This window comes from Streptomyces sp. NPDC047886, assembly GCF_043204435.1.
In the GTDB taxonomy this organism is placed as follows: domain Bacteria; phylum Actinomycetota; class Actinomycetes; order Streptomycetales; family Streptomycetaceae; genus Streptomyces.
Genome location: NZ_JBIDCF010000002.1, coordinates 691,367 through 715,214, shown reverse-complemented (window position 1 = coordinate 715,214; position 23,848 = coordinate 691,367). Strand labels below are relative to the sequence as shown.

At 68.0% G+C, this 23,848-nt stretch carries 17 protein-coding genes and 4 pseudogenes; 10 read left to right on the top strand and 11 right to left on the bottom strand.

Annotated elements, in window-relative coordinates; translation table 11 throughout:
* Positions 1-216: 216 nt before the first annotated feature.
* Complete coding sequence (locus ACGF5U_RS08895) at positions 217-846, top strand: DUF4241 domain-containing protein (protein ID WP_392712391.1); 630 nt, start codon at positions 217-219, stop codon at positions 844-846.
* Between the two features lie 74 nt (positions 847-920).
* Here the strand turns inward: ACGF5U_RS08895 and ACGF5U_RS08890 are convergent.
* The 4 genes and pseudogenes from ACGF5U_RS08890 to ACGF5U_RS08875 form a co-directional block, all read right to left on the bottom strand.
* A pseudogene (locus ACGF5U_RS08890) lies at positions 921-1,445 on the bottom strand (HAD domain-containing protein); the annotation flags it as partial.
* A gap of 33 nt (positions 1,446-1,478) precedes the next feature.
* Positions 1,479-2,171, bottom strand: a complete 693-nt coding sequence (locus ACGF5U_RS08885) for a class I SAM-dependent methyltransferase (RefSeq protein ID WP_392712393.1) — start codon at positions 2,169-2,171, stop codon at positions 1,479-1,481.
* Position 2,172: 1 nt separating this feature from the next.
* On the bottom strand, positions 2,173-3,087 hold the full coding sequence (locus ACGF5U_RS08880; protein ID WP_392712395.1) for a phosphotransferase family protein: 915 nt from the start codon (positions 3,085-3,087) through the stop codon (positions 2,173-2,175).
* 79 nt (positions 3,088-3,166) lie between these two features.
* Positions 3,167-3,916 carry a hypothetical protein gene (locus ACGF5U_RS08875; RefSeq protein ID WP_392712397.1) on the bottom strand — a complete coding sequence of 250 codons (750 nt, stop codon included), beginning with the start codon at positions 3,914-3,916 and terminating at the stop codon, positions 3,167-3,169.
* 223 nt (positions 3,917-4,139) lie between these two features.
* Here ACGF5U_RS08875 and ACGF5U_RS08870 point away from each other — a divergent pair, with 223 nt between their 5' ends.
* The 3 genes from ACGF5U_RS08870 to ACGF5U_RS08860 all read left to right on the top strand — a co-directional run bounded on the left by ACGF5U_RS08870 (position 4,140) and on the right by ACGF5U_RS08860 (position 9,123).
* Complete coding sequence (locus ACGF5U_RS08870) at positions 4,140-5,495, top strand: tetratricopeptide repeat protein (RefSeq protein WP_392712399.1); 1,356 nt, start codon at positions 4,140-4,142, stop codon at positions 5,493-5,495.
* Position 5,496: 1 nt separating this feature from the next.
* Complete coding sequence (locus tag ACGF5U_RS08865) at positions 5,497-6,033, top strand: NUDIX domain-containing protein (protein WP_392712401.1); 537 nt, start codon at positions 5,497-5,499, stop codon at positions 6,031-6,033.
* 207 nt (positions 6,034-6,240) lie between these two features.
* Complete coding sequence (locus ACGF5U_RS08860) at positions 6,241-9,123, top strand: N-6 DNA methylase (protein WP_392818350.1); 2,883 nt, start codon at positions 6,241-6,243, stop codon at positions 9,121-9,123.
* Between the two features lie 250 nt (positions 9,124-9,373).
* Here ACGF5U_RS08860 and ACGF5U_RS08855 read toward each other — a convergent pair whose 3' ends face one another.
* Genes ACGF5U_RS08855 through ACGF5U_RS08845 form a run of 3 tightly spaced genes read right to left on the bottom strand, consistent with a single transcriptional unit; the run spans position 9,374 to position 11,124 of the window.
* Entirely contained in the window at positions 9,374-10,006 is a 633-nt protein-coding gene (locus ACGF5U_RS08855; RefSeq protein WP_392712403.1) for a DUF6000 family protein, read from the bottom strand.
* 3 nt (positions 10,007-10,009) lie between these two features.
* The gene (locus ACGF5U_RS08850; RefSeq protein WP_392712405.1) at positions 10,010-10,741 is read right to left on the bottom strand and encodes a HEAT repeat domain-containing protein; all 732 of its coding nucleotides are present in this window, start codon (positions 10,739-10,741) and stop codon (positions 10,010-10,012) included.
* Positions 10,738-11,124: a CPCC family cysteine-rich protein gene (locus ACGF5U_RS08845; RefSeq protein WP_392712407.1), complete on the bottom strand. Its 387-nt coding sequence runs from the start codon at positions 11,122-11,124 to the stop codon at positions 10,738-10,740. The genes ACGF5U_RS08850 and ACGF5U_RS08845 overlap by 4 nt, the downstream gene beginning before the upstream one ends.
* 425 nt (positions 11,125-11,549) lie before the next feature.
* Here ACGF5U_RS08845 and ACGF5U_RS08840 point away from each other — a divergent pair, with 425 nt between their 5' ends.
* From ACGF5U_RS08840 to ACGF5U_RS08825, 4 genes and pseudogenes are all read left to right on the top strand, one after another.
* On the top strand, positions 11,550-11,987 hold the full coding sequence (locus ACGF5U_RS08840) for a hypothetical protein (protein WP_392712657.1): 438 nt from the start codon (positions 11,550-11,552) through the stop codon (positions 11,985-11,987).
* Between the two features lie 141 nt (positions 11,988-12,128).
* Positions 12,129-12,333 (top strand): annotated as a pseudogene (locus tag ACGF5U_RS08835) (hypothetical protein).
* Positions 12,317-12,841 (top strand): annotated as a pseudogene (locus ACGF5U_RS08830) (DUF6879 family protein). Before ACGF5U_RS08835 ends, ACGF5U_RS08830 begins: the two co-directional pseudogenes overlap by 17 nt.
* A complete protein-coding gene (locus tag ACGF5U_RS08825; protein WP_392712409.1) occupies positions 12,831-13,670 on the top strand; it encodes a Scr1 family TA system antitoxin-like transcriptional regulator in 840 nt (279 codons plus the stop codon). The pseudogene ACGF5U_RS08830 and the gene ACGF5U_RS08825 overlap by 11 nt, the downstream one beginning before the upstream one ends.
* A 549-nt stretch (positions 13,671-14,219) precedes the next feature.
* Here the strand turns inward: ACGF5U_RS08825 and ACGF5U_RS08820 are convergent.
* Positions 14,220-14,897 carry a hypothetical protein gene (locus tag ACGF5U_RS08820; protein WP_392712411.1) on the bottom strand — a complete coding sequence of 226 codons (678 nt, stop codon included), beginning with the start codon at positions 14,895-14,897 and terminating at the stop codon, positions 14,220-14,222.
* 212 nt (positions 14,898-15,109) lie between these two features.
* Between ACGF5U_RS08820 and ACGF5U_RS08815 the strand changes: the two are divergent.
* A pseudogene (locus ACGF5U_RS08815) lies at positions 15,110-15,439 on the top strand (tyrosine-type recombinase/integrase); the annotation flags it as partial.
* A 207-nt stretch (positions 15,440-15,646) separates the two neighbouring features.
* Here ACGF5U_RS08815 and ACGF5U_RS08810 read toward each other — a convergent pair.
* The 3 genes from ACGF5U_RS08810 to ACGF5U_RS08800 all read right to left on the bottom strand — a co-directional run bounded on the left by ACGF5U_RS08810 (position 15,647) and on the right by ACGF5U_RS08800 (position 20,056).
* Positions 15,647-17,587, bottom strand: coding sequence for a DNA/RNA helicase domain-containing protein (locus tag ACGF5U_RS08810; RefSeq protein WP_392712413.1), 1,941 nt, complete (start codon positions 17,585-17,587; stop codon positions 15,647-15,649).
* Positions 17,588-17,697: 110 nt separating this feature from the next.
* A complete protein-coding gene (locus ACGF5U_RS08805) occupies positions 17,698-19,749 on the bottom strand; it encodes a DNA/RNA helicase domain-containing protein (protein WP_392712415.1) in 2,052 nt (683 codons plus the stop codon).
* 178 nt (positions 19,750-19,927) lie between these two features.
* The gene (locus ACGF5U_RS08800) at positions 19,928-20,056 is read right to left on the bottom strand and encodes a DUF6408 family protein (protein ID WP_392712418.1); all 129 of its coding nucleotides are present in this window, start codon (positions 20,054-20,056) and stop codon (positions 19,928-19,930) included.
* Positions 20,057-21,221: 1,165 nt separating this feature from the next.
* Here ACGF5U_RS08800 and ACGF5U_RS08795 point away from each other — a divergent pair.
* Positions 21,222-23,405 carry a DEAD/DEAH box helicase gene (locus ACGF5U_RS08795; protein WP_392712420.1) on the top strand — a complete coding sequence of 728 codons (2,184 nt, stop codon included), beginning with the start codon at positions 21,222-21,224 and terminating at the stop codon, positions 23,403-23,405.
* Positions 23,406-23,848: the final 443 nt, after the last annotated feature.

Here is a 23,848-nt window from a genome sequence, read left to right as displayed (position 1 = left end):
GGCCCCGCTGGGGGGGGGGGGGGGGGGGCGGGGGGGGGGGGCGGGGGGGGCCCGGGGGGGGGGGGGGCGGGCGGCGCCGCGGGGGGGGGGCCGGCCCCCCCCCCCGCCCCCCACGCCCCTGCCACCTGCTGGCGACCACCCCGTCCCGCGCAACCCGGGTCGCTCGACGCGCTGTTCCGGCCCGGAACGCGTATGACCGACGGCTACCACCCCGAGATGACCGTCGTGGAGCCGCGCCGGACCGGAACCCTGCGCGTGCCGAGCGGCCTGCTGGCCATATCCGGACCGGACAACCTGTCCGACGACGGGCCCGCCATCACGGTCCCCATCCCACCGGGGGAGTACGTACTCGAAGAAGCGCAGGTTCGCGTTGGCTACGACTGTGAGTGGAGCCAGGGCTGGGTCACCCGTACGGACACCACGGCGGTTCGGCTGCGCATCAGCGAGACCCCCGCCTCGTCGTGGGAGATGGGCCTCGGGCCGGATGACGACCCCAGGCTGCTCGGGGAGAACGAGATCTTCGGCTTCGACACCGACGGTGCGACCGGATGCTTCGCCGATGCCGGGGCCTGGGATTCGCTCCACCAGCTCTTCGAGCGGCACCTTGTCCAGGGGGAACCGGGTGCCGGGGAGGACATCCCCGACTCCATGTACCTCCTGCGCACTCAGGACAAAGCTTCTGGCGGCGAGCTGGTGGCCTTCGCGACGACCGGCGACGGTACCTACCCAGTGTGGGTGGGGCGCTCCGCAGACGGGGATGTGGCCGAGGTGGTGGTGCTTGTGGAGGGAATGCCGACCGTGCTCCAGGACGACAGCGCCGACGGAGCGGAGGCGGCGCCGGCTTGAGTCGGCCTCCCAACTGGACAACGGAGCAGCCCCGAAGCCCCTGCCCCGGCCTGCCCCTCTGCCAGGCCCGGGACCAGCCGCCCGGCCCATGCACGGGCATCGGCCAGGTGTTCAGCCTGGAGCCCGGTACGGGGGTCAGGCTGGATCAGGAGGGTGGCCGCGCCGCGGGTGGTGCGCTCTGCGGCCCAGGCGTGGTCGAGGTCGGTGAAGTCGTCGTCGATCCAGACGGCGGGGGCGTCGCCCAGCCAGGCGTCGACATGGTCGCGTTTCCAGAGGTAGCCGTCGGGGTGGCTGGTGGTGATCTGGGGGCGCGGCAGGTCGACGTGCGGCAGGTCCGGGATGCCCAGGAGGGGGCCGATGAGGGTGGTGGCGTCCTGCCGCCAGCTGGTGCACCAGACCGGGGTGACCAGGCCGGTATGGATCACGTCCATGAGCAGGCGGCCGTGGTCGGGGTGGAGCCAGACGGTAACGGGGTTGTCGGCGCTGCGACCGGTGGGGACGACGTCGTGGCGGGCGTGGGTGGCCGGGGTCGAGCCGTGCTCGTCGGGGAAGGGTATGAGGACGCCGTCGATGTCGAGGAGCAGGTAGGGCGGGCGCATCGGTCCTCCAGGGGCCGGGGCGAGGGGCGGCGGTCAGAGCTTGCGAGCGCGGATCAGCAGGGTGGTGGGCCAGTGGCCCATGCGGGGGTCGTGGAACTCCTGGGCCGAGGTGAGCCAGAAGCCCGCCTGGCTGAGGTGCTTCTCCCACCGGTCCGTGGAGAACTCCCAGCGGGCGATGGGGAGGCGGGTGCGGTCGGGGAGGGTGACGTGGTCGCGGCGGGGCCGGTCGTCGCCCGAGGGGCTGCGGCCGCCGCGCTGCGGGTGAGGGACGGAGAAGACGAGCACCCGGCCGGGCGTGAGGCGCTGAGCGATGGCCGGCAGGAGGAGCTCGGGGGCGACGAGGCCGACGGCGCCGAAGACGGAGTAGATCGCGTCGAACTGCTCGTCGGAGGCGTGAAGGTAGTGCAGTGCGTGGCCGGCGAGGAAGGTGAGGTTGTTCAGCCGTCCGTAGTGGGAGCGGGCGCGGCGGATCTGGAGGCCGACCAGGTCGATGCCGGTGACGTGGGCCGCGTGGCGGGTGGCGAGGTGGGCGGCGTTGTGGCCGGGGCCGCAGCCGAGTTCCAGGAGTCGCTTGCCGCGCAGGTCGGGACCGAGGACGTCGGCTCCGGGCCCTTGGCCGGGTCTCGTGGTCCATTCCATCCGGGCGGGTACGGCCAGGGGTTCGGCGAGTCCGGCGGCCGTGCGTTGGAGGGCGTGGGCGTGCCAGGGGGATGCCTGGGCGAGCACGTCAGATCTCCAGGAGGTGGAGGACGTCGGTGAGGTGGCGGCGGACGGCCTTGAGGTAGGCGGGGTCGGTGGCCGGGTCGTTGATCCAGCGGATGGACTGCTCCATGAACCACTCGACGGCCCACATGCGGTGCCAGCCCAGGGCCCAGTTCTCGGCGGTGAGCCCGCCGCGCGGGGCCAAGGCGTCGGGGGTGCCGCCGGCGGTGACGTACTGCTCCAGGAAGACGCGCAGGCGCACAGGGTGCGGGGGCTCGATGGTTCCGTGCCAGCTGGCGAGGTCGAGCAGACCGGGACCGGTGAAAGCGCGGGCGAAGTCGAGCAGCCGCCAGCCGTGCTCTCCGATGTGGAGGCTGGTGGGGTGGAATTCGGAGTGCACCCAGCCGAACGGTTCCAGCGTCGCTCCGACCGAGCGAGCCTCGGCGGCCTGGGCGATACGGTCGAGCGCACCCTCGACGTCGTCGGCGTCCTGCCACCGGTCGGCTTTGCGCAGCCGTTCGAGGTGCTCCAGCGCCCGGGTGGGCAGCGTCCGCAGCCGCTGCTGGTCGAGAACGGGCAAGGGTGGAGCCGTACGGGTGCTGTGCAGGACCACGGCCGCGGCGACGCCGTCGAGGTCGTCGGCCTCACGTAGGGAGGGTCCGAGGTCCTCCATGAGCATGCCGAGCCAGCCGTCCCGTACGGCGGAGGCATGGACCTGGGGGACGGGTACGCCGAGGGTGTGGGCGAGGCGGAGGGCCTGGTCCTCGCTGTCGAAGGGCTTCTTGGCGTACTTGAAGATGGCCGTGGTGCCGTCGGGGAAGGTGACGCGCTCGACGCCGGACATGGACCACACGCGTACCTCCTCCCGTACGGCGGTGGTGGTCTGGCCGGTCGCGGTGAGCAGGTTGTCGAGGAGTTCGGCGCTGGGGTTCGTGGTCACGTGAGGGCTCCGGGGAGGGGTGGTGGCGTCCGGGGCGGGCGTGGGATGCCGGCCCGCCCCGGAGCCTGATCGGGTGGGGTTACGCGGCGGGGTTCACGCGGTGGGCGTAGACCTCGTCGATCCAGCCCGCCTTGAACGCGGCGAGGTCGTCGCGGAAGTTCGCCATCGAGGCACCGTAGGGCGCGACCACGCCGCCGGACTGGTCCGGCACGGACTGGCAGCCGTGCACGAGCCGGCCACCGAGCGCCGCGTGGGCCTTGATGGACTCGATGCGGCGGTGCTCGTTGAACCAGCCGCCGTGGTAGACCTCGTCGAGCATCCCGCCCATGTCGTCGTCCAGGTCGAAGACGACGGAGGTGGCGGCGGGGAAGAACCAGCACGGGCCGACGTTGGAGATGTGCCCGTCGAGCTCGACCTTGTTGAGCGCCATGAGCGTGGCCGCCTCGCGGAGCATCCGCAGGTGGTCGGCGGTGACCTGCGGCAGGCCGAGGCCGGCCAGGTGCTCCTCGCGGAACAGGTAGGCGTACACCTCGTACGCGGTGGCCAGGACACGGGCCGCGTCGGACGTGGACTCGCTGTGCTGCTTGATGAAGTCGAGCGCGAGCTGCTCGACCGCGCTCTCGGTCGTCTCGTCCGCACCGAGGAGCTGGGCCTTGACCAGCTCCCAGTCGGCGACGAGCCAGGTGTTCGACTCGAAGCGGAAGAAGTACTCGGCCGGGTCGATCGTGATGCGCCGGCCGTCGACCTGGATGCCGGGCAGGCGGCTCCAGCGCGGGTCGAATGCCTCGGGCAGCTCGACCGTGATGGCCGTGGTGTCGATGGTGGTCACTGTGTCTCCGTCTCTGATCGGCCAGGTTCGGGCACAGGAATGCCCGAGCCCGGTGTGGGCGTACGGAACTTCCGGGTGCCGCCCGGACCAAGGGGGAGCCTGGGTCACGGTCGCGCCGTTCCGGGCGGCTGCTGATAAGTGAACCGTTGGTCACGCTCAGTGGGTACGGTGGAAGGCAGTTGAAGCGGTATACGCGGTTTACAGCTCCGGAGTGGAGGCGATCGTGGCGGCGCAGAGAGCCCCCAACTCCCGTCTGCGCGACGTCATCACGGTGGTCGACTGCACCTACGAGGCCATCGCACGAGACGTGCGGCGTATCGCCGCCGAGAACGGCGAGATCCTCCAGACCAACAAGTCGGCAATCTCGCACTGGGTGAACGGCACCCGCGCCCCGTCGGGCCGGGTAGGTCAGTACCTGGCCGAGGCGCTGTCCCGCCGAGCGGGGCGCACGATCACCCAGACCGAGATTGGCCTCCAGGCCGGTGATGACGATGCGCCGGCGGAATCCGACCCCGTCCTCGCGGTCACCGACCTGGGCCGTGCCGACGTCGAGCGCCGCCGCTTCCTCGCCATCGCGGCCTTTACCACCGCCGGCGTCGCCATGCCGCTCGGTTACGACCACGAAGCCACCGCCCGCATGCTCCGCGCCCGCACGGGCACGTCCCTGGTCGGTGCGGAGGACGTGGACGTCGTACGCCAGATCACCGCGGCCTTCAGCGCCGCCGACGAGCGCCTCGGCGGCGGGCACGGCCTGACCACCGTCACCGCGTACCTCGCCGACACAGCCGCCCCCATGCTGCGCGGACGCTTCCCCCGCGAAGGCTTACGCCGGGCCGCCTTCGGCGCCGTCGCCGAACTCGCCTACCTCGCAGGGTGGAAGCACCACGACCTCGGCGAGGAAGGAGCCGCCCAGCGCTACTACCAGGTCGGCTACAAGCTCGCCTGTGAAGCCGACCCCCACGGCCACGCAGCCTGGATGATGCGCGCCCTCGCCCACCAGGCCCTGAGCCTCAAGCAGCCCCGCCACTGCGTCGACCTCGTCGAAGGCGCCCTGAAGCGCGGCCTCGGCCACGTCGACGGCCAGACCGAGGCCCTTCTCCACATCACCCACGCCCGCGCCTACGCAGCCACGAACGAGAACCCGTCGGCCGCACGCGCCCTGCTCGCTGCCGAGGACGCCCTCCTACGGGACGACGGCCCCCAGCCCAGCTACTCCCGTGTGAGCGGCCCCGCCGCGGGCACCGTGGCCAGCCACACCGCCCGCACCCTGACTGACCTCGCCGACCACATCGGCACCGAACAGCAGCACCGAGACGCCCTCACCCGCTGGGACCCGGAGAAGTACAAGCGCGTCCACGCTCTCACCCACGCAGACCTCGGCGACAGCCTCGCCGCCCAGGCACGCGCCGACGAGGCCGTTGCCGCCTGGACCCAGGCCCTGGTCCTCATGGAGGGCATGACCTCCGACCGCACCCGCAAGGCGATCACCTCGATCCGCTCAACTCTCGCGGTCTACCAGAGGCGCAGAGTGCCCGGTGCCGCTGATCTCGCCCGCCGCGCCCGCGAGGCCCTCGCCTAACATGCCCAACAACCCGCCCGACGAAGGGAACACCGTGGCCCAGCAGACCGACGACCAGCCGAAGGCCCTCAAGCCGGCGCTCGAATCGATGACCCTGCTGGTCGCCGCGGTCATCGTCCACGACAAGGCCACCAACCGCGTCGTCCTGCTCCAGCGCAGTGAGAACGCCAAGTTCGCCCAGGGCCTGTGGGACCTCCCCGTCGGCAAGAGCGAACCGGGCGAGCCCATCACGGAGACGGCGGTCCGCGAACTCTACGAGGAGACCGGTCTCACGGTGAAGCCCGAGTCCCTCAAGGTCGCCCACATCATCCACGGCGCCTGGGGCGTCGAAGCCCCCAACGGCTTCCTCACGGTCGTGTTCGCCGCCCACGAATGGACCGGCGAACCCGAAAACCGCGAACCCCGCAAGCACTCTCAGGTCCGGTGGGTCGATGCCAGCGCCGTACCCAACGCGTTCGTCGACACCACAGCCAGCGCTCTCCGTCACTACTTGAACAACGGATCGGAGGTCTCCCTGGACGGCTGGCAGGCATCGTGAATCTCACGATGCCTGCCAGCCGTCCAGGCGTCGCACTTCTTGCCTTCGCTGGCTGCGACCGACGGTGCGCAGGCTCGGCCGAGACGACGCTCCCGAGCAGCTAGGTGGCCAAGACGTCTGAAGCCTCCCAGCTTTAGGAGCGTCGGGGCGCAGCCAGTCACTGAATCCGTGAGCGAAGCAAGACGGGTACCCGCTAGCCTCCGATACGTGATCTCAGGTGACCTCAAGAGCAAGATCGACCGACTGTGGGATGCCTTCTGGTCTGGGGGCGTGTCGAACCCACTGGAGATCATCGAGCAGCTTACGTACCTGATGTACATCAGGGAGCTCGATGAACTGCAGTCTGCTCAGGAACGGGAGGCAGCGAGGACCGGCCAGGCCATCGGCAACGTCGTCTTCGCGGAGTCCGATCGGCGGCTGCGCTGGTCTCACTTCATCACCGAAGCACCTCAGAATATGTTGGCTATTGTCCGTGATGAGGTGTTCCCTTGGCTGCGCAGCCATCTACCGGACGCGTTCGGCTATCCGGAGCTCATGGCGGGCGCGCGGCTGACTATCCCGACACCCAGCCTGCTGGCCAAGGTCGTCGACATACTCTGTGAAATCCCTTCAGGCGAAAAAAACGCTAGAGGGGATCTTTACGAGTACATGCTTAGCAAGGTTGCCACCGTTGGGCGTTACGGACAATTTCGCACGCCTCGGCATATCGTTCAGTTGCTCATTGAGATGACGAATCCGTCCGAGCGTGACGAAATCTGTGATCCGGCCTGCGGCACGGCGGGGTTCCTGGTAGCCGCTGCCGAACATGTCGATCGTTCGCGTCAAGACAGGCCGAAAAATGGTGCCGCATTCAAAGGGTTCGACTTCGATCGAACCATGTTGCGCATTGGCTCCATGAACATGTTTTTCCACGGTGTCAAAGACCCGGAGATCCGCTACCGGGACGTGCTCGCTGATGGACTGGCAGATGACTCCGAGAGCTATTCGCTAGTGCTGACCAATCCTCCGTTTGCTGGGAGCCTGGAACAGGATGGGGTCGCTCCCGAGCTCCTTGAATTGACCAAGACGAAGAAGGTGGAGCTCCTATTTCTCGCCCTGACGTCGAGGTTGCTGAAGCAGGGAGGCCGCGCTGCGGTCATTGTTCCCGAGGGGCTGTTGTTCGGTTCCACCAAGGCTCACGTGGAGTTGCGGCGGTTCTTGGTGGAGGAGCACAAGCTAGAAGCAGTAGTGAAATTCCCCAGCGGCGCATTTAAGCCCTATGCTGGGATTTCTGCCGCTGCGCTCTTCTTTACCAAATCGAGCAGTGAGGCGAAAGATAGCGTCTGGTTTTATGAGGTGACGGCTGACGGGTGGAGTCTGGACGACAGGAGGACGCCGTTGCTGCCCAGCGAAAAGCTTGGCCACTCGCCTGCCAAACCTCTGGATGAAGTAGAGCACGCCAAGAATAACCTGCCTGACTTGCTGTATCGCTGGTCCCAAAGGAGCAATGGCGAGCGAAAGCGCGGACGAAATGAGCAGAGCTTTTGTGTTATTAAGAGTGAGATTGCAGCGCAGGGCTACGATCTTTCACTCGGGCGCTACAGGCAGGTGCACGAGGCGAGGAAGTTGACGCAAGAGGGGCTGCGGCTAGGGGATTTCTCTCAGATCTTCGCAGGATCGGTCATCTCGGCAGAGATTGACAAAGAGAGGAAGGACCCTGAAGTTGATGTGCGGCACAGGGTTCTGCCGCCCTCTCACCTAGGGTCCTCTCTTCCTCCAGTCTCCAGTCTCCCCTTGCGGACTGTCGAAAGGGAACCGAAGTATAGGCTTCGCGAGGGTGACATTGTCGGCCGTGACCTTGCTGGGAATCGGTACTGGACAGCACTTCCGTCCGAGTATGAGGGCGTACAGGCAGGGCAGGGACTCCTTGTAATAAGGCTAAGCCGTGAAGCCGTCCCAGCGGAGTATCTGATGGCCTACTTGGCCAGCCCGCAGGCGGAGAGTCAATTCCCTCGCTATGGCGTGATTCCGCGCATCAAGTGGAGGGATTTGGCGGAAATTCGAATCCCGAAGTGCGATGGGGATGTCGATGAAATTCGAGCGTCTATTGCTAGGCTAGGCGAGGGGCTGGAGCAGGCGGAAAAAATCCGGCGTGAACTTCAGCTCTCTCGAACAAGAATCTTTGACAGTGGCAGCAGTAGCGAGCGGAGGATCAGGTTGGAAGAAGCAGCGGACCTCAGCTCGCTCATCGCGCAAAATCTGCGCAAGCAAAACGAGCCGTATAGGGTCTTTCAAGAGGCGTACCCATATGGAATTGCCCGGGCTGTCCGGAAATTCAGGCACAGCCTTTCGCTGGCCGAAAAGCATGAGGCGGCGATTCAGTGTGTTGAGTCGCTAATTTTGTCATTGGGTATTGTTTCCCTCGCGATCGCGGCTGACCGTGGCCGCCAGGATTTGTGCGCGATCTCCCAGTGGAGCGAAGGGGTCGAAAAAGGCGGCGTCTCGCTGGGTCATTGGGTGGGGGTAATCCGGGCAGTGGGTGCGGATGCTAGGGAGAATGGGGATGAGGCGGCAGGGCTAGCAGAAGCAACCCAGCGAAAGAAGGGAGGGAAGGGATTGATGGCGGATCTAGATGAGTTGCTTCGCATGAGAAACAAGATCCGTCATGGGGCTGGGCCGCGGACACGCGCCGAATTTGAGAGGAGTCTAGAGCAGATCGAAACGCTGATGCTCAGCAGTCTCTCCTGGTGCGCGTTTCTTGCTCGGGCCAAATGGGTGCATATGGATAGGCTGTATTGGCTCCCGGATTCGGGCAGGTATAAGATCTCAGGGTTGGCTTTGATGGGTGATCACCCGGACTTTGAGCCAATTGGTTTTGAGAACGCTCGCCCTCTGGTTGATGATAGCCTCTACATGCTTACCCAGCAGGGGGAGACGATCCCACTCTCGCCGTTCTGCCTGCTAAGTGACTGTCCTGCATGCCTGGCGCCCGAGCTCTATTATCCAGACCGCCTGACGAACTCCACGGCGATGCTAAAGAGCCTTGATCGAGGGCATGAATTGGATAGCGACTCGGTGTTTAATTCTCTGCGTCGGTGGATTGCCGACTGAGAGTGAATGATTTCCAGTGCATCGGGCTGGAATGACAGTTAGGCGAAGCTTCTGGTAGATGGGTTTTCGATCAAGTAATCCGGCTTCACCAGAGGCTTTGTCTGCTTGACTACCCGTCGGGCGTGGACCCGTCCAGCTCGGCCCTGTGATTCCTGACCGCCAAGCTTCGTCAGCGCCACTGGGAGATCGAAGCCCGCTGGCGGCGTCTGAGTGTCGGCTGGCAAGCCCTGCTCACTCTCACCCGCTCTGGCTACGGGCGGGACCAGCCGTCGGCGAAGTCGCACTGGAGGTCCGTCGAGCGGCGCTGCTCGGCGGGGGTGTATGCGGGGTGGTCGCGGAGGTGGGCCAGGGCGTTGACCCATTGGTCCCAGAGGCCGCCGGGCTGGGTGAAGCGGTCGGCGTGGTGGGTGCCGAGCTGGGCGTCGAGGCGGAGGAGGGCGCCGAGGGCGGCGGGCTGGTCGTAGCGGAGGTCGGTGCGGGGGAGGTAGTGGTCGAGGTAGGCGGTGAGGATCTCGGCGTCCGCGTGGGTGCCGAAGCGGGCCAGGGCGAAGCAGTAGGCGCTGCCGGAGAAGCAGAACTCGCTGGCCAGGAGCAGGTCGCCGATGCGTTCGCGGAACGTGGCGCGTCGGCCTACGCCGATCAGCCAGGCGGCGGTGAGGCGTGAGCGCCACTCGTAGCCGAGGAGGGCTTCCAGCTCGGCATCGGTGATCGTGGCCGAGTCGTCGATGAGGTGATGGGCGAAACGTTCGGCGTGAGGCCACTCGGGCCGCAGGAATCGACCACTTTTCAGGACGAGGTAGCGCGCGTGGCCTGAGTCCTTCCTTGCCGCGTAGCGCTCGATGACGTAGCCGTAGCCGATCTCCTCGGGGTGCTGGGACGGCATCGCTCACCTCTCCGGGTACAGGTCGGTACGGTCGATCCAGGTGGGGGCGACGAAGATGTTGTCGCCGGCGGGAGCTTCGGAGGCTTCCAATAGGGACCAGGCGCGGGACTGTTCGACCAGGTGTTCCCAGGGCGCGGTCCAGTCGAGTTCCCAGTCCAGGCCAGTGCCGGAGATGCCGTACGTGCGGCCGGCGTCAACGCGCCAGAACTGGGAGTAGAGGATCACCTGGGCGTGGTCGGCCAGGTCGTTGATGATCTCGGTGAAGTGGGCTGAAGGCCAGCCGGGGGCGTTGTCCGCAGGGGTGGGTCGTAGGCGCGCGGTGAGCGGCGGGACGACGGGGGTGCGTGCGCCGAGTTCGGTCAGGGCCCAGCGGATGCCGCCCGGCTCGGTCCAGTCCGGTGGGGTCGCCCGTTCCAGGCAGGCGCGATACGCGCGGCGCAGGGGCCCGATGGCGCCGTCGATTTCCAGGCTCGCCAGGGCCATGGCCGCCCATTCGCGGACGGTCGGGTTGTCGCTGTCCAGCAGGCCGATGAGAGCGGGGCCGCAACGGGGATCGCCCACCTCCTCGAAGACCTCGATGGCGGTCAGCTGGCCGAAGCCGCCGAGGGAGGGCAGGCCGTCGATGACGGCGGGGATGGCGTCGGCGCCGATCCAGATCAGCTCCGCGCGGGCGTCGTAGGACTCGTCAACCTTGCCGTCGAGCTGCTGGACGAGTGTCTCGATGTGAGAGGTCATGACGCGGAGTGGTCCTGGCGCCAGAAAGTGGGGAGCCACCAGCAGAGCACCGAGAGGTCCTCGGGCCACGGGGCGCGGTCCTCGGCCGCCCAGTCCTCGAAGGAGTCGCGCGTCAGGTCGATGGGGCGCCAGGCGGGGTCGAGCGGCTCGCCCTCGGCCGGAGGGCGGACGTACCGCCGGTCGTGCTGGTCGCAGGCGCCGAAGTCCTGGTAGTTGCGCTGGGCCTCGATCAGGGAGACCTTGTTCGCCCCGCCTGCCATGGTCGGCCATCGGAACTGGACCCCGTCGTCCTCCCAGAAGCAGACGGGGCAGACGTCGTACGAGCCGGGCATGGCGTCGAGCACACGGTGCCCGCAGCAGGGACAGGGGTAGCGGTCGCTCACCTGCGCAGTCTCGTTGTAGGTCTGGCCGGTGCGCCACGGATTTCTCGGCCCCCGCCCGCCCGGCCAGTCCGCAGCCAGTCCGCAGGACATCCGTAAACGGCCGTCGGGAGCCAACGCACGCCAACCAGGAAATCCCAGGTCAGGGCCCTGGAGGGGGCTCCGCCGCAGGTCAGGATCAGGCTTCAGACATTCCGCTTCAACGTGTCCTGGCCGTGTGCTGACTTGGTGCTGACTCTCGGGGCGGGTCTGTACGTGCTTTGAGCTGGGGTTTCCGGGGTGCCGTGTGAGGCCGGACAGAACGCGGGGCGCACCTGGGGAGGGCACGGGAAACCCAGCAGGCATGGGCAAGGGGCGCCGGGCAGGATGGGGAGGTGGCTGCTGACCTGCTGTGGGATGACGTCAGAGGGTTTTTCGACCCTGATCTGATGGGTGCGCTGCCGGACGTGCTCGTTCCTGGGGCTTCGGCCGAGGACTGGCAGGCTGTCCTCGACCTTGTTGACGTGAGCGAATGGAAGTACCAGTACCCCGAAGGAGAGTCGGTACTTCCGGTGCCCCGGGCGGAGACAGTGCTGTCCCGCCCGGCCGACGCTGAGTGCCCGCAGTTGAGGGTCTGGCTGGATGCCGATGTGCTGGTGATCTTCCGCTTCTGTTCGTCGGACGAGATCGACTTTGATGTCGACCTGCGGGAACTCCAGGGGCAGGAGCGACTGGACTTGTTCTGCGGGTTCCTCGGGGCCATCGGTCGGCGGTTGGGGAAGCCGGTGCTGATGGATGCCGAGAGCGGCGACGGCAGCCATGCCGTACTCGGGTTCGAGGTCGAGAGCGATCGGGTCGTGATGTTGGCGGAGCCGTTCGTTCCCTGACCGCTGTTGGTTCGGGCCTCCTGGAACGACCCCTCTTTATGCGACAACGCGAATATTCGCGCGACCGCATGGACGGCGATGGCGCCCCTCCGTACGGTCGTGATGCCGCCCCACGAGGGGCGCGAGAGAGGGGGGTTCGCCATGGCTCGTGAGGAACTGACCCGGCTGACCGGCAAGGGGAACGGCGAGTGCGGCAAGGACGACTGCCCGAACATCTACCGGACCGCGTCCGGCTTTCGTCGTCCAAGGTGACGTGTCCCACGCGTTCACCGCTCCTGACGGGGAAGGGCTCGTGGAGATCCCGGAGGAGACATTGAGGGAGGCTTTCCGTGCTCTTGGCTGGTGAAGCGTGGGCGGTGCGTTTCGAGCGCTTCACACGGGAGGCGTGGCGCCTTGAGACGTTGCCGCAGTACCTCGTGCCGCAGGAGGCAGAGGAGTTCGCGGCGTTCCGTTCCGGAGTCCGTATCGACCCGGAGACCGTGGCGAACGAGTACACCGGTCGGCTACGCCGACAGGTTGCGGAAGGGCGCACACAGGGCCGCGTTCACGTCGTCACTCGCCCTCTGTCGGAATACCTGCGCTTCGAATTCCACCACTACTACAAGGCCCATGCCTTGGCCGGTTAGCAGATCCGTATTCTCGACGTCACGGACAGGTCCAACCCGTTGGATGGCGTGCAGGACTTCTGGATGTTCGGCCATTCCGAAGTGGTTCTCATGAACTACTACCCGGACGGCAGGCAGATCGGCCGCGAAGTACACGAGGGTGATACGGCGCCGTTCATCGAGTGCCAGAGGGTCGCGGTATCCGAGTCGGTTCCCTTTGAGGAGTACGTGAAGGGCCTTGACCTTTGAGCCGGAGGCCCTAGGTCAATCTAGGTCAGACCTAGCGGCGGTCCTGAAGAACGAGCGCAAGCAGGCCGGATGGACTCAAGTCCGGCTCGCGAAGCGCTGCAATATGAGCCAGACAAAGATCAGCAATATTGAGGGCGGGAAGCTCACCCCCGCCATAGTCGACGTAGAGCTGATCCTTGATGCCCTCGGTGCAGAGGGGCCGCTGGCTGCCGAGATCCTCGCCCTTGCCGGCTCCGCGAACACCGAGTGGCAGGACCACTGGAGTTCGCGCCGCAGGGGGCTGGACAAGAAACAGAACGAACTAGCCAGGCTTGAGGCGGTCTCCACGGAGTTCCGCTACTTCCTGCTCTCCATGATTACCAGCCTGCTCGCTACGCCTGAGTACGTGCGCGCGAGCATCGCTGACGTTCCTGGAGACCAGTCCAAGACCATCGCGAAGAAGCTGGAGCGGCAAAGCGTCCTGGTCAATCCGGAGAAGCGGTTCACGTTCCTGTTGACGGAACAGGCCGTCAGGTGGCCATTGCTTCCGCCTTTGGAAATGGCCATGCAGATGGACCGGCTCGCGTCTGTGTCCCGTATCCCGAATGTGCGGTTGGGCGTGATCCCCTTGGGAGGACACATTCCAGAGCGCCCCCTTAACACGTTCACCGTTTATGACCGTCGCCTGGCCACCGTAGAGACAGGAACAGGGGCCCTGATACTTCGGGACCACCGGGACGTGAACGTGTACCGGGAGGACTTCGAACGGTACGAGGGATACGCCGTGTGGGGTGACGACTGCCGTTCACTCTGGAACGACTGGGTCGTGATCTTTACCCGACAACGCTAATAAACGTAGGCCCCTCCGACTCGCTCGATGAAACTGGTTGCTCGCTCGGGACGTTCGGTCGGGGAGGCGGCAAGCGTGAGTAATCCGAGAACGACGATGAGCGGCCCGGTGCATGTGTCTCTGCCCCGGACTCCGCCTGACCCTGCGCCCGGCTGCGGGGTGTGCGCGGCGTTGGTTTCGCAGCGCCAGGCGGCGCGCGACAGGGGCGACCTGTCAGCAGCGACGGACGCGGACGTGGAGATCCGCAACCACCCGCACCGGACACCCGGTCGGAGGAGGCCGTGAGCCGCTCTGTCCTGCGCTACGTAGGGCACCGGATTACTCAGCGCCCGGGCACGGACGTGAAGTTCGAGGCGGAGTGCCTGGCCTACGAGTGCGGGTGGTCGGCGCAGCCGTCGGCGGATGGTGCTGCCGTCGACGTGGAGTGCATGAGCCATACCGGTCGGACAGGGCACGGGAGCTTCCGGCGCGTGTGTACGTCGTTCGCCTTGGTGGTGCGGACCGAATAGGGGCACACCCTTGGTGTGCTGGGAATCTTGACCGGTGCGGCTACGAGCCGTGCGGTGGCTTGGTGCCCCAATCGACGCGGGTCTGAAGCGTGACGGGGAGCGTTTCGAGTTCGCCGTCCGCCAGAAGCAGCTCGGAGATCTCTGCCGAGCAGCCAACGTAGGTCGACAGCAAGTCATAGTCGGTAGTGACCACCCAGCTGCGGTCGTGCGGCCACCAGAATTCCGGGCCGCTCTCTCCCACCAGGTCTCTCACCGATTCTCTCACCTTCTCAAGGTCGGTCAGGGAGCTGTGACGGACGAGAGGTCCGTCGTCGTCGCCCCAGAGCATGGCCGCGAGGTCGTAGGCGAAGTGCACGGCCTGCTCTCCGGAAACCATGCCGAGCAGGCGAGCGAGCGCCCGTCGGCTGCGTTCGTCGAGAGCCCCGTCATCGGCCACCCACAGCGACTGTCCCGTGCCGAGCTCCTGATGCCGCAGCCACTTGTGGGAAATCTCCGGGTGGAACGGAACATCAGAGTCCTGGGCCCATGACTCCCACGTGCGGCTGCGACCCGAACCGTCCGTGGCCTCGAAGCGGTGGAAGACCCGTACGTATGCCTCATAGCCGCTCGGTACAAGCTCGGACACCACGTGCCCAGGCCCGTCTTCCGAGCGGCCGAGCCGGTCGCGGAGCCACGCCAGCTCAGTTCCCTCGTACTTCCATTCGTGTCTCTCCGTCATGGCACCCATTCTCGTGCCACACGGCAGCGCCCAAGCCTTCCCGGCCTCGGCCGGTGGATGCACGAGACGGCCGTCCGTGAGGGGAAAGCAGTGCCGGCCGACGGGATCGCCCGTCTCTTCGGCCATGCTCGTCGTGTGAGCGGTGTGTCGGGAGCGAGCGGCTCTCGGCACGCTCCGGCTGGTGCCACGTAGCACGCGGCCGAACGCGCCCGCGTGAGGCGCTGTTCGCGCCGCGCGGGCGGGGCAAGGGGAAGATGCCCACAGCGTCGACGTACGGCTGCCACTGGCGGAGGGCGTGCACGGTGACGGGCGTGGTCGGCCCAGACGGGAAGCCGAAGTACACCCCTCACTCACTGCGCCGCTTCTTCGCCTCGACAGCCCTCGCCAGCGGCGTCCCGATCCACGAAGTGAGCCGCCGGCTCGGACACCGGAACCGTCGACACGTACGAGCACCTGTGCCGGAAGCGTGGGACCGGTGCAGGGACGTGGGGCAGCAGGCGCTTCGGCCGTCTCCGGTACGCCCTGCCGCCGTGGCGGCATGACGTGGTGCCTGATCGACACGATGCCGGCCGACTCCTCCGGGGTCGGCCCCTCGCTGGATCCTGGTGGGCTCTGCGATGAGCCACCTGCGTGGCTCGTATGGGCCAAGGCCAGGCTGTTGCACGGGGGCTCGCAGGCCAGAGCCGCTCGGGTGCCCTGCCCGGGGCGGCCGAGGCGGATCGACGGCGAGCACCGCCTCGGCCGTCGGGTCAGAGACTCAGAGATCGTCCGCGCGGCTCGGAACCGCTGCCGACCGCCGGCTCGTCCGTGCGGAACCGCTGGCCCGGTACGGGGGTACAGGTCAGCTCGCGCAGCTTCTCGCGTGTCTCGGCGTCGGTCGAGTACACCACCGTGCCGATCATTCCCCGCGTCAGGAGCACCTTGTACGTGTTGCGGATCAGCCGGTCCACATCCGCGTCCGGCGTCGACTTCTTGAAGACGGGGTCCTTGGACGCCGTACGGTCGGTGACCCAGTTGTCGCCGCGCCACACCAGGTCGGGGCCGATGATGACGCCGCTCCAGTCGTACTCGAAGCCCTGCGCCGTGTAGACGCAACCCACTTGCCCGAAACCGGCCGGATCGGTTGCCCACAGGGCGGCCGGAGGCGCACCCCCGACGGCCCGGTCACCGAAGACGTTCCAGGGCCGTTCCCACTCCCCGATGACGACGTCGGCGGGCAGTGCCTGCCCGGGCGGCGACTTCTTCGTCCACTTCCAGCAGTAGCCCGCGGACATGCGCGCGCTGTATCCCTGTGAGCGGCGGTCGGCAAGGAGAGCCTCCATCTCCTGCGGACTGTCCGCGAGCATGAGTTGCATCCGGTCGTCGGGCTCCCATGCCACAGGACCACCCGGCTCGAGCCCCAACAGCCGCACCACCCACCGCACGTACGCGTCGCTGCCACCGCACCGGAACTGGCTGTCCAGCGGCACCACCTGACAGCGAAGCCCCTTCTCCGCAGCGGCCGCCTTGATCTCCGCGACCGTGCCCATCTCACCGGGCCGGACGACCTGGTGCTCGTCCAGAAGGAACACCGGGACGCGAGCCGCGTCGATGAGTTCCTCGATCTGGGCCTTGCCGGTGCGGTTCGATGCCGGCGTGTAGCGGTTGGCCGATGTCTCCCGTATGCGGTGGGCCTCGTCGCAGATCAGGACGTCGAGACTGTTGCGTTCGGCGGTCATGAAGCTGTTGAAGTACTTGAAGAGGTTCTGCACCTCACGTTTCCGCGCGCCCGCGACTTTTCTCATGGTCGTGGTGAACGAGCTGGAGCCCGTCGCGTGCAGAGCGGTGATGTTCTGCCGGTACAGCTCACCGAGCAGCGACAGGGCGATGACGCTCTTGCCGGTGCCCGGCCCGCCCGTGACGACCACGACCTCCTTGTGGTCGGACTGCTTGGCGCGACGGACGGCGTTGAAGACGGTGCGGTACGCGATTTTCTGCTCGTCCAGCAAGACGAACTGTTCACGATCACGCACCTCTTGCGCGGCGACCGCCATGAGCTGCTTGGACGGGCCGATCTTCCCGTTGACGAGCTCGTCCGCGGCCGAAGCGCCGGACTGAGTCCCCAGTCTCGTACGGAGGAAATCGATGAACTCCCCTCGCCTGCCACCGATGAAGAGCTGACCGTACTGGTCCTGCTCGGCTTCGAAGAGCCCGCTGACGCCGAACTCGGTGGCGTTGTGCAGATAGGCGGCGCCGCTGACGCGTTCCGGGTGCCCGGCCAGCGCCCCGTTGAAGGAGATCAGGTACTCGCAGTAGCCACGTACCTGGTCGACGGGGTTCAGCACCGGACGGGCGTAGGCGTCGACGCGGCACAGTGACGGATCGTCGTCGTCCGGCTCGGCGCTGCTCCACTGCTTCAGCTCCACGACGACGTACGACGGCAGACCGGTCTTGGGGTGCACCCCGGCCAGGACGGCATCGGCCCGCTTGCTGTTCAGCGGCAGGCCGTACTCCAGGAGCATCTCCACCTGGCCGAGACCCGCCTCGTCGAGCGCGCTCGCGAGTACGGGGATGCTCCGTTCCCACGAGCGGACCTCGGACGAGCCGGGCTTGTGACCGTGCACGTGAACGAACTGCTCGGTCAGGCGGAAGAAGAGAGCGCCGGACAGGCACTCGGCGGAGACCGCGGCGGCGGAGTCGCGGAACAGCAAGGATGCCCCCCGGGCAGCACGAAGGAACTCATGCGGGTGGGGGCATGTCCTTGGTGACTCCGCCAGGCGGAGCGGAAGCCCGGCGGGCCGCAGCTACGACACGATCAAGGCTACCCGCGACGTCTGTTGTAGGCGGGTGGCAGCTGTGCTCCTTCAGCCGTGAGCTTCGGCTGTGCCCCGTCGTAGTGCTGCAAGCCGATGGCGCCTGGGATGAGCCTGCGCAGTTCGTTCTGGGTCGCCGGGTCGACGGCGTAGACGACCGTACCGACGACACCGCGGGTGAGGAGGACGTGGTAGGCGTTACGGACACACCGGTGGACGATCGCGTCGTCGACCCGGCCGCGGAAGGCGGGATCGCGGGAGCCGGACCGCTCGACTGTGAACTTGCCGTCTCGGAACAGCAGGTCGGGGCCGATGATGACGCCGTTCCAGTCGTACTCGAAGGTCTGCGCCGTGTAGACACAGCCGATCTGGTCGATACCGCGGCGATCGGTCGACCACAGATCCGACCGCGGAGCGTCCGGAACGCTGTGCTGCGGTTTCACATTCCACGGGCGGCGCCAGTCCCCGATGTGCACGTCGTCGACGAGCTGTGTCCCGTCCGGGTTGCTCCACGGCCAGCAGAACCCGGCGGTGATGCGCGCCGTGGCTCCCTCAAGGGCACGCTCCCGGATGAACCTCTCCATCTGCTCGGGGGAGTCGGCGACCGTGAGCGTCATCCGCCCGTCCGGCCGCCAGGCCACCGGGTCGGACACATCCAGCCCCAACAGCCGCTGGACCCAGCCCTGGTACCGCTTGCTGCCCCCCGCCCGGAACGTTCCCTCCAGATCGGTCACTTCGACCAGGCAGCCGCTCTCCTCGGCGAGCTTCTTGAGGTAGTCGGCGGTACCCACCTCGTCCGGGCGGATCGACTGATGGTCGTCGAGCAGGAAGATCGGCACTTTGGCGGCCCTGATCACCTCGGTCGCCTGCGGCCGGTCGTCGTCCCGGAGTTCCTTGGGCGTCCACCGGTCCGTCGAGCTGCGCCGCATACGGTGCGCCTCGTCACAGATCAGGACGTCGATGCCGTCCGGCGGGGTGTCGGTGAAGCTGTTGAAATACCGGTACAACCTGCGGGCCGCGCTGCGCTTGCCGGCCATCTGCCCGTGGCGTGCCGTACCGAGCATGATCTCGCGGAGAGTCTCCGTGTACGCGTGGGAGCCGCTGGCCAGCACGGCCTCGCGGCCCTTCAGCCCGAGCGCGCGCTGCAGTTCCAGGGCTATGGCGCTCTTCCCGCTGCCAGGGCCGCCTCGCAGGATGTACACGCGTTTGCGGCCCGCGTCGGGGGCAGGGCTGTGGGCGGTGTCCGCTTCGGCGTCGTAGAACAGCCCGACGTCGAACCCGGTGCGGGGCGCGGTCTTCTCAAGGTGCCGGGTGATCCGGTCGAACGCGACGTACTGCTCGTCGAGGAGGGTGAGACCGCCGCCGGTGACGGATCGCTGCCGCGCCACGTCGGTGACCTTGAGCAGAGGGTCGCGACGGGCCTGCTCCAGCGCGCGTGCGGCTCGCTTCCCGGACGCCGGGGCGAACCTCGATGTGAGGACTCGCCGGAACCGGTCCAGGTCGTCGAGCGTGTAGAGGAAGCCGTGGTCGGTCTCGGGCAGGTCGAACAGCGCTTCCACGTCCCTGTCCCGCGCGTTGTGCAGCAGCGCCACACCCATCAGCCGGTCGTCGCCCTCACGAAGGTGGGGGAGATAGCGCACCAGGTACTCGCAGTAGCGCTGGATCTGCCGGACCGGGTGCAGCTTGTTCTTCCCGTCGCCGAACCCGAGATCGACGGCGACCGGGCAGCGGGGGTCGACCGTGGCGTGCCTCACCTGTTTCAGCTCGACAGCGAGGTACGAGTCCGTTCCCGTGCCGGGATGCCGGCCACACAGCACCAGGTCGACCGCGCAGTTGGTGTGCGGCAGCTCGACTTCGACCTGGACCTCCACTTCGTCGAGACCGCAGTCCAGCAGCGCTCTGACCACAACGGGAATGCTGTTGTTCCAGGAGGCGACATCGCCCTGATCGGCCGTTCGTCCCTTGGTCTCGAAGTGCCTGTCGACCAGTCGCTCGGTGAGCGGGAGACGCGCCGAACCGGCCTGGTCGACGATGAGACGATCGAGCTCGGCAGCGGACATTTGCAGGAGCACGGAGGTTCCCCAGGGGCACGAGATGACTCGTGCGGCTGGGGGCATGTCCCTCGTGGCCCTGCCGACGCAGAGCGGAAGCCCGTCGGGCCGCGATGACAACCCGTAGATTAACCCGGGCCAGATCAGGGTGAGGGCGGGCCCCCGGAGGCCCGCCCGTCCGCCCGGCTCAGCCGAGGCGGTGCGCCGCGGCCTGCACCAGCAGCCACACCAGGTTCGTGCCGAGGCCCGCCGTGATGCCCAGCAGGACATCACGGACCCAGGTGCGGTGCTTGCGCGTGTACTTGCCGGTAGCCATAGGAATGCGTCCCCTTCGGTTGTGACCGGTGGCGGACGCCGGCTGGCTCCCGCCGGGAGCGCACCATGAGGTCGCACCACCGAACCGAAAGGGCCCACGTCTCCGCAGGCCACGTGGCGTACATCCTCCGGGAGGACACGCAGCGCAGGACAACGGTAACTGATGACCGGGCGCACTGGACAAGGCGTCGACGCTCGTGAGCCACCGTCAAATCAGCGGCCCTTGAAGGATGCCGCCAGCCTGCGTCCACATCCCGCCCGTTCTCTCGGAGGCCGGGTAAGGAGCGACCGTTGTTCGCCGCAGGGCGTCCGGGCCCTCGCGGAGGGAGAGCCGAGGCCGCACACCGCACACCGCACACCGCACGCCGCTCGGCGTCCGGAAGAGCCAGGCGCTCCTCGGCGCTGCCTCAGGCCGCGCACTCGGTGTCGTGGTGGGGGTGATCGGAGCGGAACTCGGCACCGAGTACGTCGATCGTGAAGCCCTTGGCCAGGTCGCGCCAGAAGGGCAACACCACGATCAGCGTGACCGCTTCGGCGAGGTCGCCTCTGATCAGGGCGGCCCGGCCCTCGGAGTCGGCGTACAGGACGGGCCGCTCCTCTGCCCCGGCCTCGCCGCACAGGAAGTATGTGCCGCCGGCGCCACAGCCCGCGATCGGGTGCAGCGGCGTTCCCGTGGGAAGGACCAGGTTCTCGACGGGTCCCCGCGGTCGATGTCGAAGTCACCGGGCCACGCGAGCGCGGCGGCCAGGGAGGCGTCCTGCTCGATCCGGTGGAGCAGATCACCGGATGCGGTCATGGCCCGGAACGTAGCAGCGCCCTCGGACACGTGGCCTCGACGGGCGATGCCGACGGGTGATCTCGGCGGGGCGCGCCGCGATGCTGCCATGACCTCCTCCAGCTGGGCGGTGTGGGAGGCGACCGGCCCGAGGACAGCGCGATGGCGGTTCGGGTCTTCGGCCGGCTCCGCGACCGGTACGTCGACAGGGACGCGGCGTTCCCGCCGTGACCGCGCATCGCCGAGTACACGGCCGGCCTCCTGGCGCGATGGGGCGACCTCGCGGAGGACCGGGTTTCGGCGGGGTGTCCGTCGCATCGGTGGGACGGGGCCTTCAGGGGCCGGGCGCGGTGGCAGGATGCGGGGACGTGGCGAAAGGGGCCGGGGCGGGATGGGGCGTGGGGAACGGGAGGCGGTCGCCGGGGGAGGGCGGCTGTACGAGGCGGCGCAGACGGTGCTCGGCGACCACGGGCGGGCCGTCGAGGCGGTGAGGGCGGCTCTCGAGCCGATTCATGAGACGGCGACGGAGCAGGCGCTGGACGCCATTCCCGTGGCCCGGCTGAGGGAGGTCACCGAGGGCCGCCTGAGGCTGGGGGAGGTCGAGAGGAGCGGGCTGCGGTCGGTACGGCAGGTACTGGAGGCCGGGCCCTACCGGCTGCGGCAGATTCCCGGTGTGGGACAGCGGACCGTCGACCAGGTCATCGCGGCGGCGCGGCAGATTGCCGACGCCGTGCGCGAGACCGTCGCCGTCGCTGTCGACGTGGACCGGCCGGAGCCGCGAACCACCGCGCTGGTCATGGCCCTTCACGTGCTGGTGGAGGCGGGTCCCGACGCGCGGCGAGCCGTCGACGAGGCCGCGGCTCTGTCAGAGCGGCTGCGGCCGCTGCTGGCCGAGGCCAAACCGGCTGCCGGGCGCTTGCGGATGGTGCTGGCGGGGCGGGAGAGGCGCGGCCGGGCGCTGGCAGCCGTGGCCGAGATCCGCGGGCTGACGGAGGAGGCGGCGCAGGGCGGTGTGCCCGAGCTGTTCGCTCAGACCTCGGTGGACCTGCTGCGCGGCCCTTCGACCGAGGTCGCGGCCTGGGTCGACTTCGAGCTGCGTTCCGCCGAGTACTACAGCCTGCTCGCGGAGATCTCCGGCGGCAGCCCCGACACCGCCGCAGCCGAGGGGTTCCTGCCCGATGAGATCGCGGACCACGTCCGGGGCCAGCCGCTCGACGACACCCGTCGCACGGTGTCGCTGCGCGGCTACCAGGCATTCGGGGCACGCTTCGCCCTCGCGCAGCGCAAGGTGATCCTCGGCGACGAGATGGGGCTCGGGAAGACCATCCAGGCGATCGCCGCCCTGGCGCATCTCGCGGCGGAGGGGCAGAGCCACTTCATGGTCGTCTGCCCCGCCAGCGTCCTGATCAACTGGACGCGCGAGATCGAGGCCCGCAGCAGACTGCGGGTGCTGCCTCTGCACGGCCCCGACCGGCGCGACGCGTTCGCCGACTGGAAGGGCCGTGGCGGCGTGGGGGTGACCACGTTCGACGCGTTGCGCGGGTTCCCGGCCCCCGGGGGCGGCGAACTCGGCATGCTGGTCGTGGACGAGGCGCACTACGTGAAGAACGCCAGGACCCTGCGCGCTCAGGCCGTCGCGGAGTGGGCCGATCGCTGTGAACGTGTCCTCTTCATGACCGGTACGCCGATGGAGAACCGCGTCGCCGAGTTCCGCAGCCTGGTGGGCATGCTGCGACCCGCGCTGGCCGAGGTCGTCGGCGACCGCGACGGTGTGGTCGGTTCCGCGGCCTTCCGGAAGGCCGTCGCCCCGGTCTATCTGCGCCGCAACCAGCAGGACGTCCTGACCGAACTGCCGGCGCTCCAGCGCACCGACGAGTGGGAGGAGCTGAGCGCGTCGGACGAGGGCGCGTACCGCGAGGCCGTGCGGGCCGGTAACTTCATGGCGATGCGCAGAGCGGCGTACGCCCGCCCGGAGGGGTCGGCCAAGCTGAACCGGCTGCGGGAGATCGTCGAGGACGCCACCGAGAACGGGCTGAAGGTGGTGGTGTTCTCCACCTTCAAGGACGTGCTGGGAGTGGTGAGGGAGGCGCTCGCCGAGGCGTCCGGCCGTGGGCCCTCGCGGGTGTTCGGCCCGGTTTCGGGCAGCGTGCCGCCTGCCCGACGTCAGCAGATCGTGGACGAGTTCGCCGCCACGTCCGGTCCCGCGCTGCTGCTGGCGCAGATCGAGGCGGCGGGGGTGGGGCTCAACATGCAGGCGGCTTCGGTCGTGATCATCTGCGAGCCGCAGGTCAAGCCGACGATCGAGCACCAGGCGGTGGCGCGGGCCCACCGTATGGGGCAGGTGCGTTCGGTCCGCGTGCACCGCCTGCTCGCCACCGGCGGTGTGGACGAGCGGATGGTGAGGATGCTGGAGAACAAGACCCGCCTGTTCGACGCGTACGCACGCCGTAGCTCCGTCGCCGAGTCGACACCGGAGGCCGTCGACGTCTCGGACGTCGAGATGGCCCGCCGGATCGTCGAGGAGGAGCAGGTGCGGCTGGGAGTGGGCCGTGGGGAGTCCGTGGACCCTTCGTAGGCTGTCCCCGACGCTCGCCCGTCCTCGACGTTCGGCTGCCCTGACCCATCGGCTGCGCTCGCCCATCCGCCACCCTCGCCCTTCGGCTGCGCTGCGGCCGTGCACGGCGGCTCCCGGTGCGCCGGTGCGCCGGTACGTGTGTACGCCGGTCCGCAGGTCCCTGAGTACGTGGGTCCGCCGGTCCGCCGGTCCGCGGGTCCGGAGGGGGGCGACGGTGCGAGGGCGTGCGGTGCGCCGTCCCTCGCCGCACCGCCGTCGCGTCGTCGGCGCCTGACGGTCGGTCGGGAGTGTGTGGCCGCCCGGCGGCCCAACGGCGCGTCAGGTCTCCGATTTCCGGACTCGTTTCTCCGGAGGAGTTTTCGTCCGGGCACCGTCCACCGGCGCGGCAGAGGCGGGGCGCCGTGGACCGTCGTCGGCAGGTCAGTGGCGGAAGCGGGTGATCC

Bases quoted from the DNA above. Each gene is read 5' to 3' on its own strand.
- ACGF5U_RS08895 (WP_392712391.1), top strand. From the start codon at position 217: ATGACCGTCGTGGAGCCGCGCCGGACCGGAACCCTGCGCGTGCCGAGC.
- ACGF5U_RS08865 (WP_392712401.1), top strand. From the start codon at position 5,497: ATGCCCAACAACCCGCCCGACGAAGGGAACACCGTGGCCCAGCAGACC.
- ACGF5U_RS08855 (WP_392712403.1), bottom strand. From the start codon at position 10,006: ATGCCGTCCCAGCACCCCGAGGAGATCGGCTACGGCTACGTCATCGAG.
- ACGF5U_RS08850 (WP_392712405.1), bottom strand. From the start codon at position 10,741: ATGACCTCTCACATCGAGACACTCGTCCAGCAGCTCGACGGCAAGGTT.
- ACGF5U_RS08840 (WP_392712657.1), top strand. From the start codon at position 11,550: ATGGGTGCGCTGCCGGACGTGCTCGTTCCTGGGGCTTCGGCCGAGGAC.
- ACGF5U_RS08820 (WP_392712411.1), bottom strand. From the start codon at position 14,897: ATGACGGAGAGACACGAATGGAAGTACGAGGGAACTGAGCTGGCGTGG.
- ACGF5U_RS08805 (WP_392712415.1), bottom strand. From the start codon at position 19,749: ATGTCCGCTGCCGAGCTCGATCGTCTCATCGTCGACCAGGCCGGTTCG.
- ACGF5U_RS08800 (WP_392712418.1), bottom strand. From the start codon at position 20,056: ATGGCTACCGGCAAGTACACGCGCAAGCACCGCACCTGGGTCCGTGAT.
- ACGF5U_RS08795 (WP_392712420.1), top strand. From the start codon at position 21,222: ATGGGGCGTGGGGAACGGGAGGCGGTCGCCGGGGGAGGGCGGCTGTAC.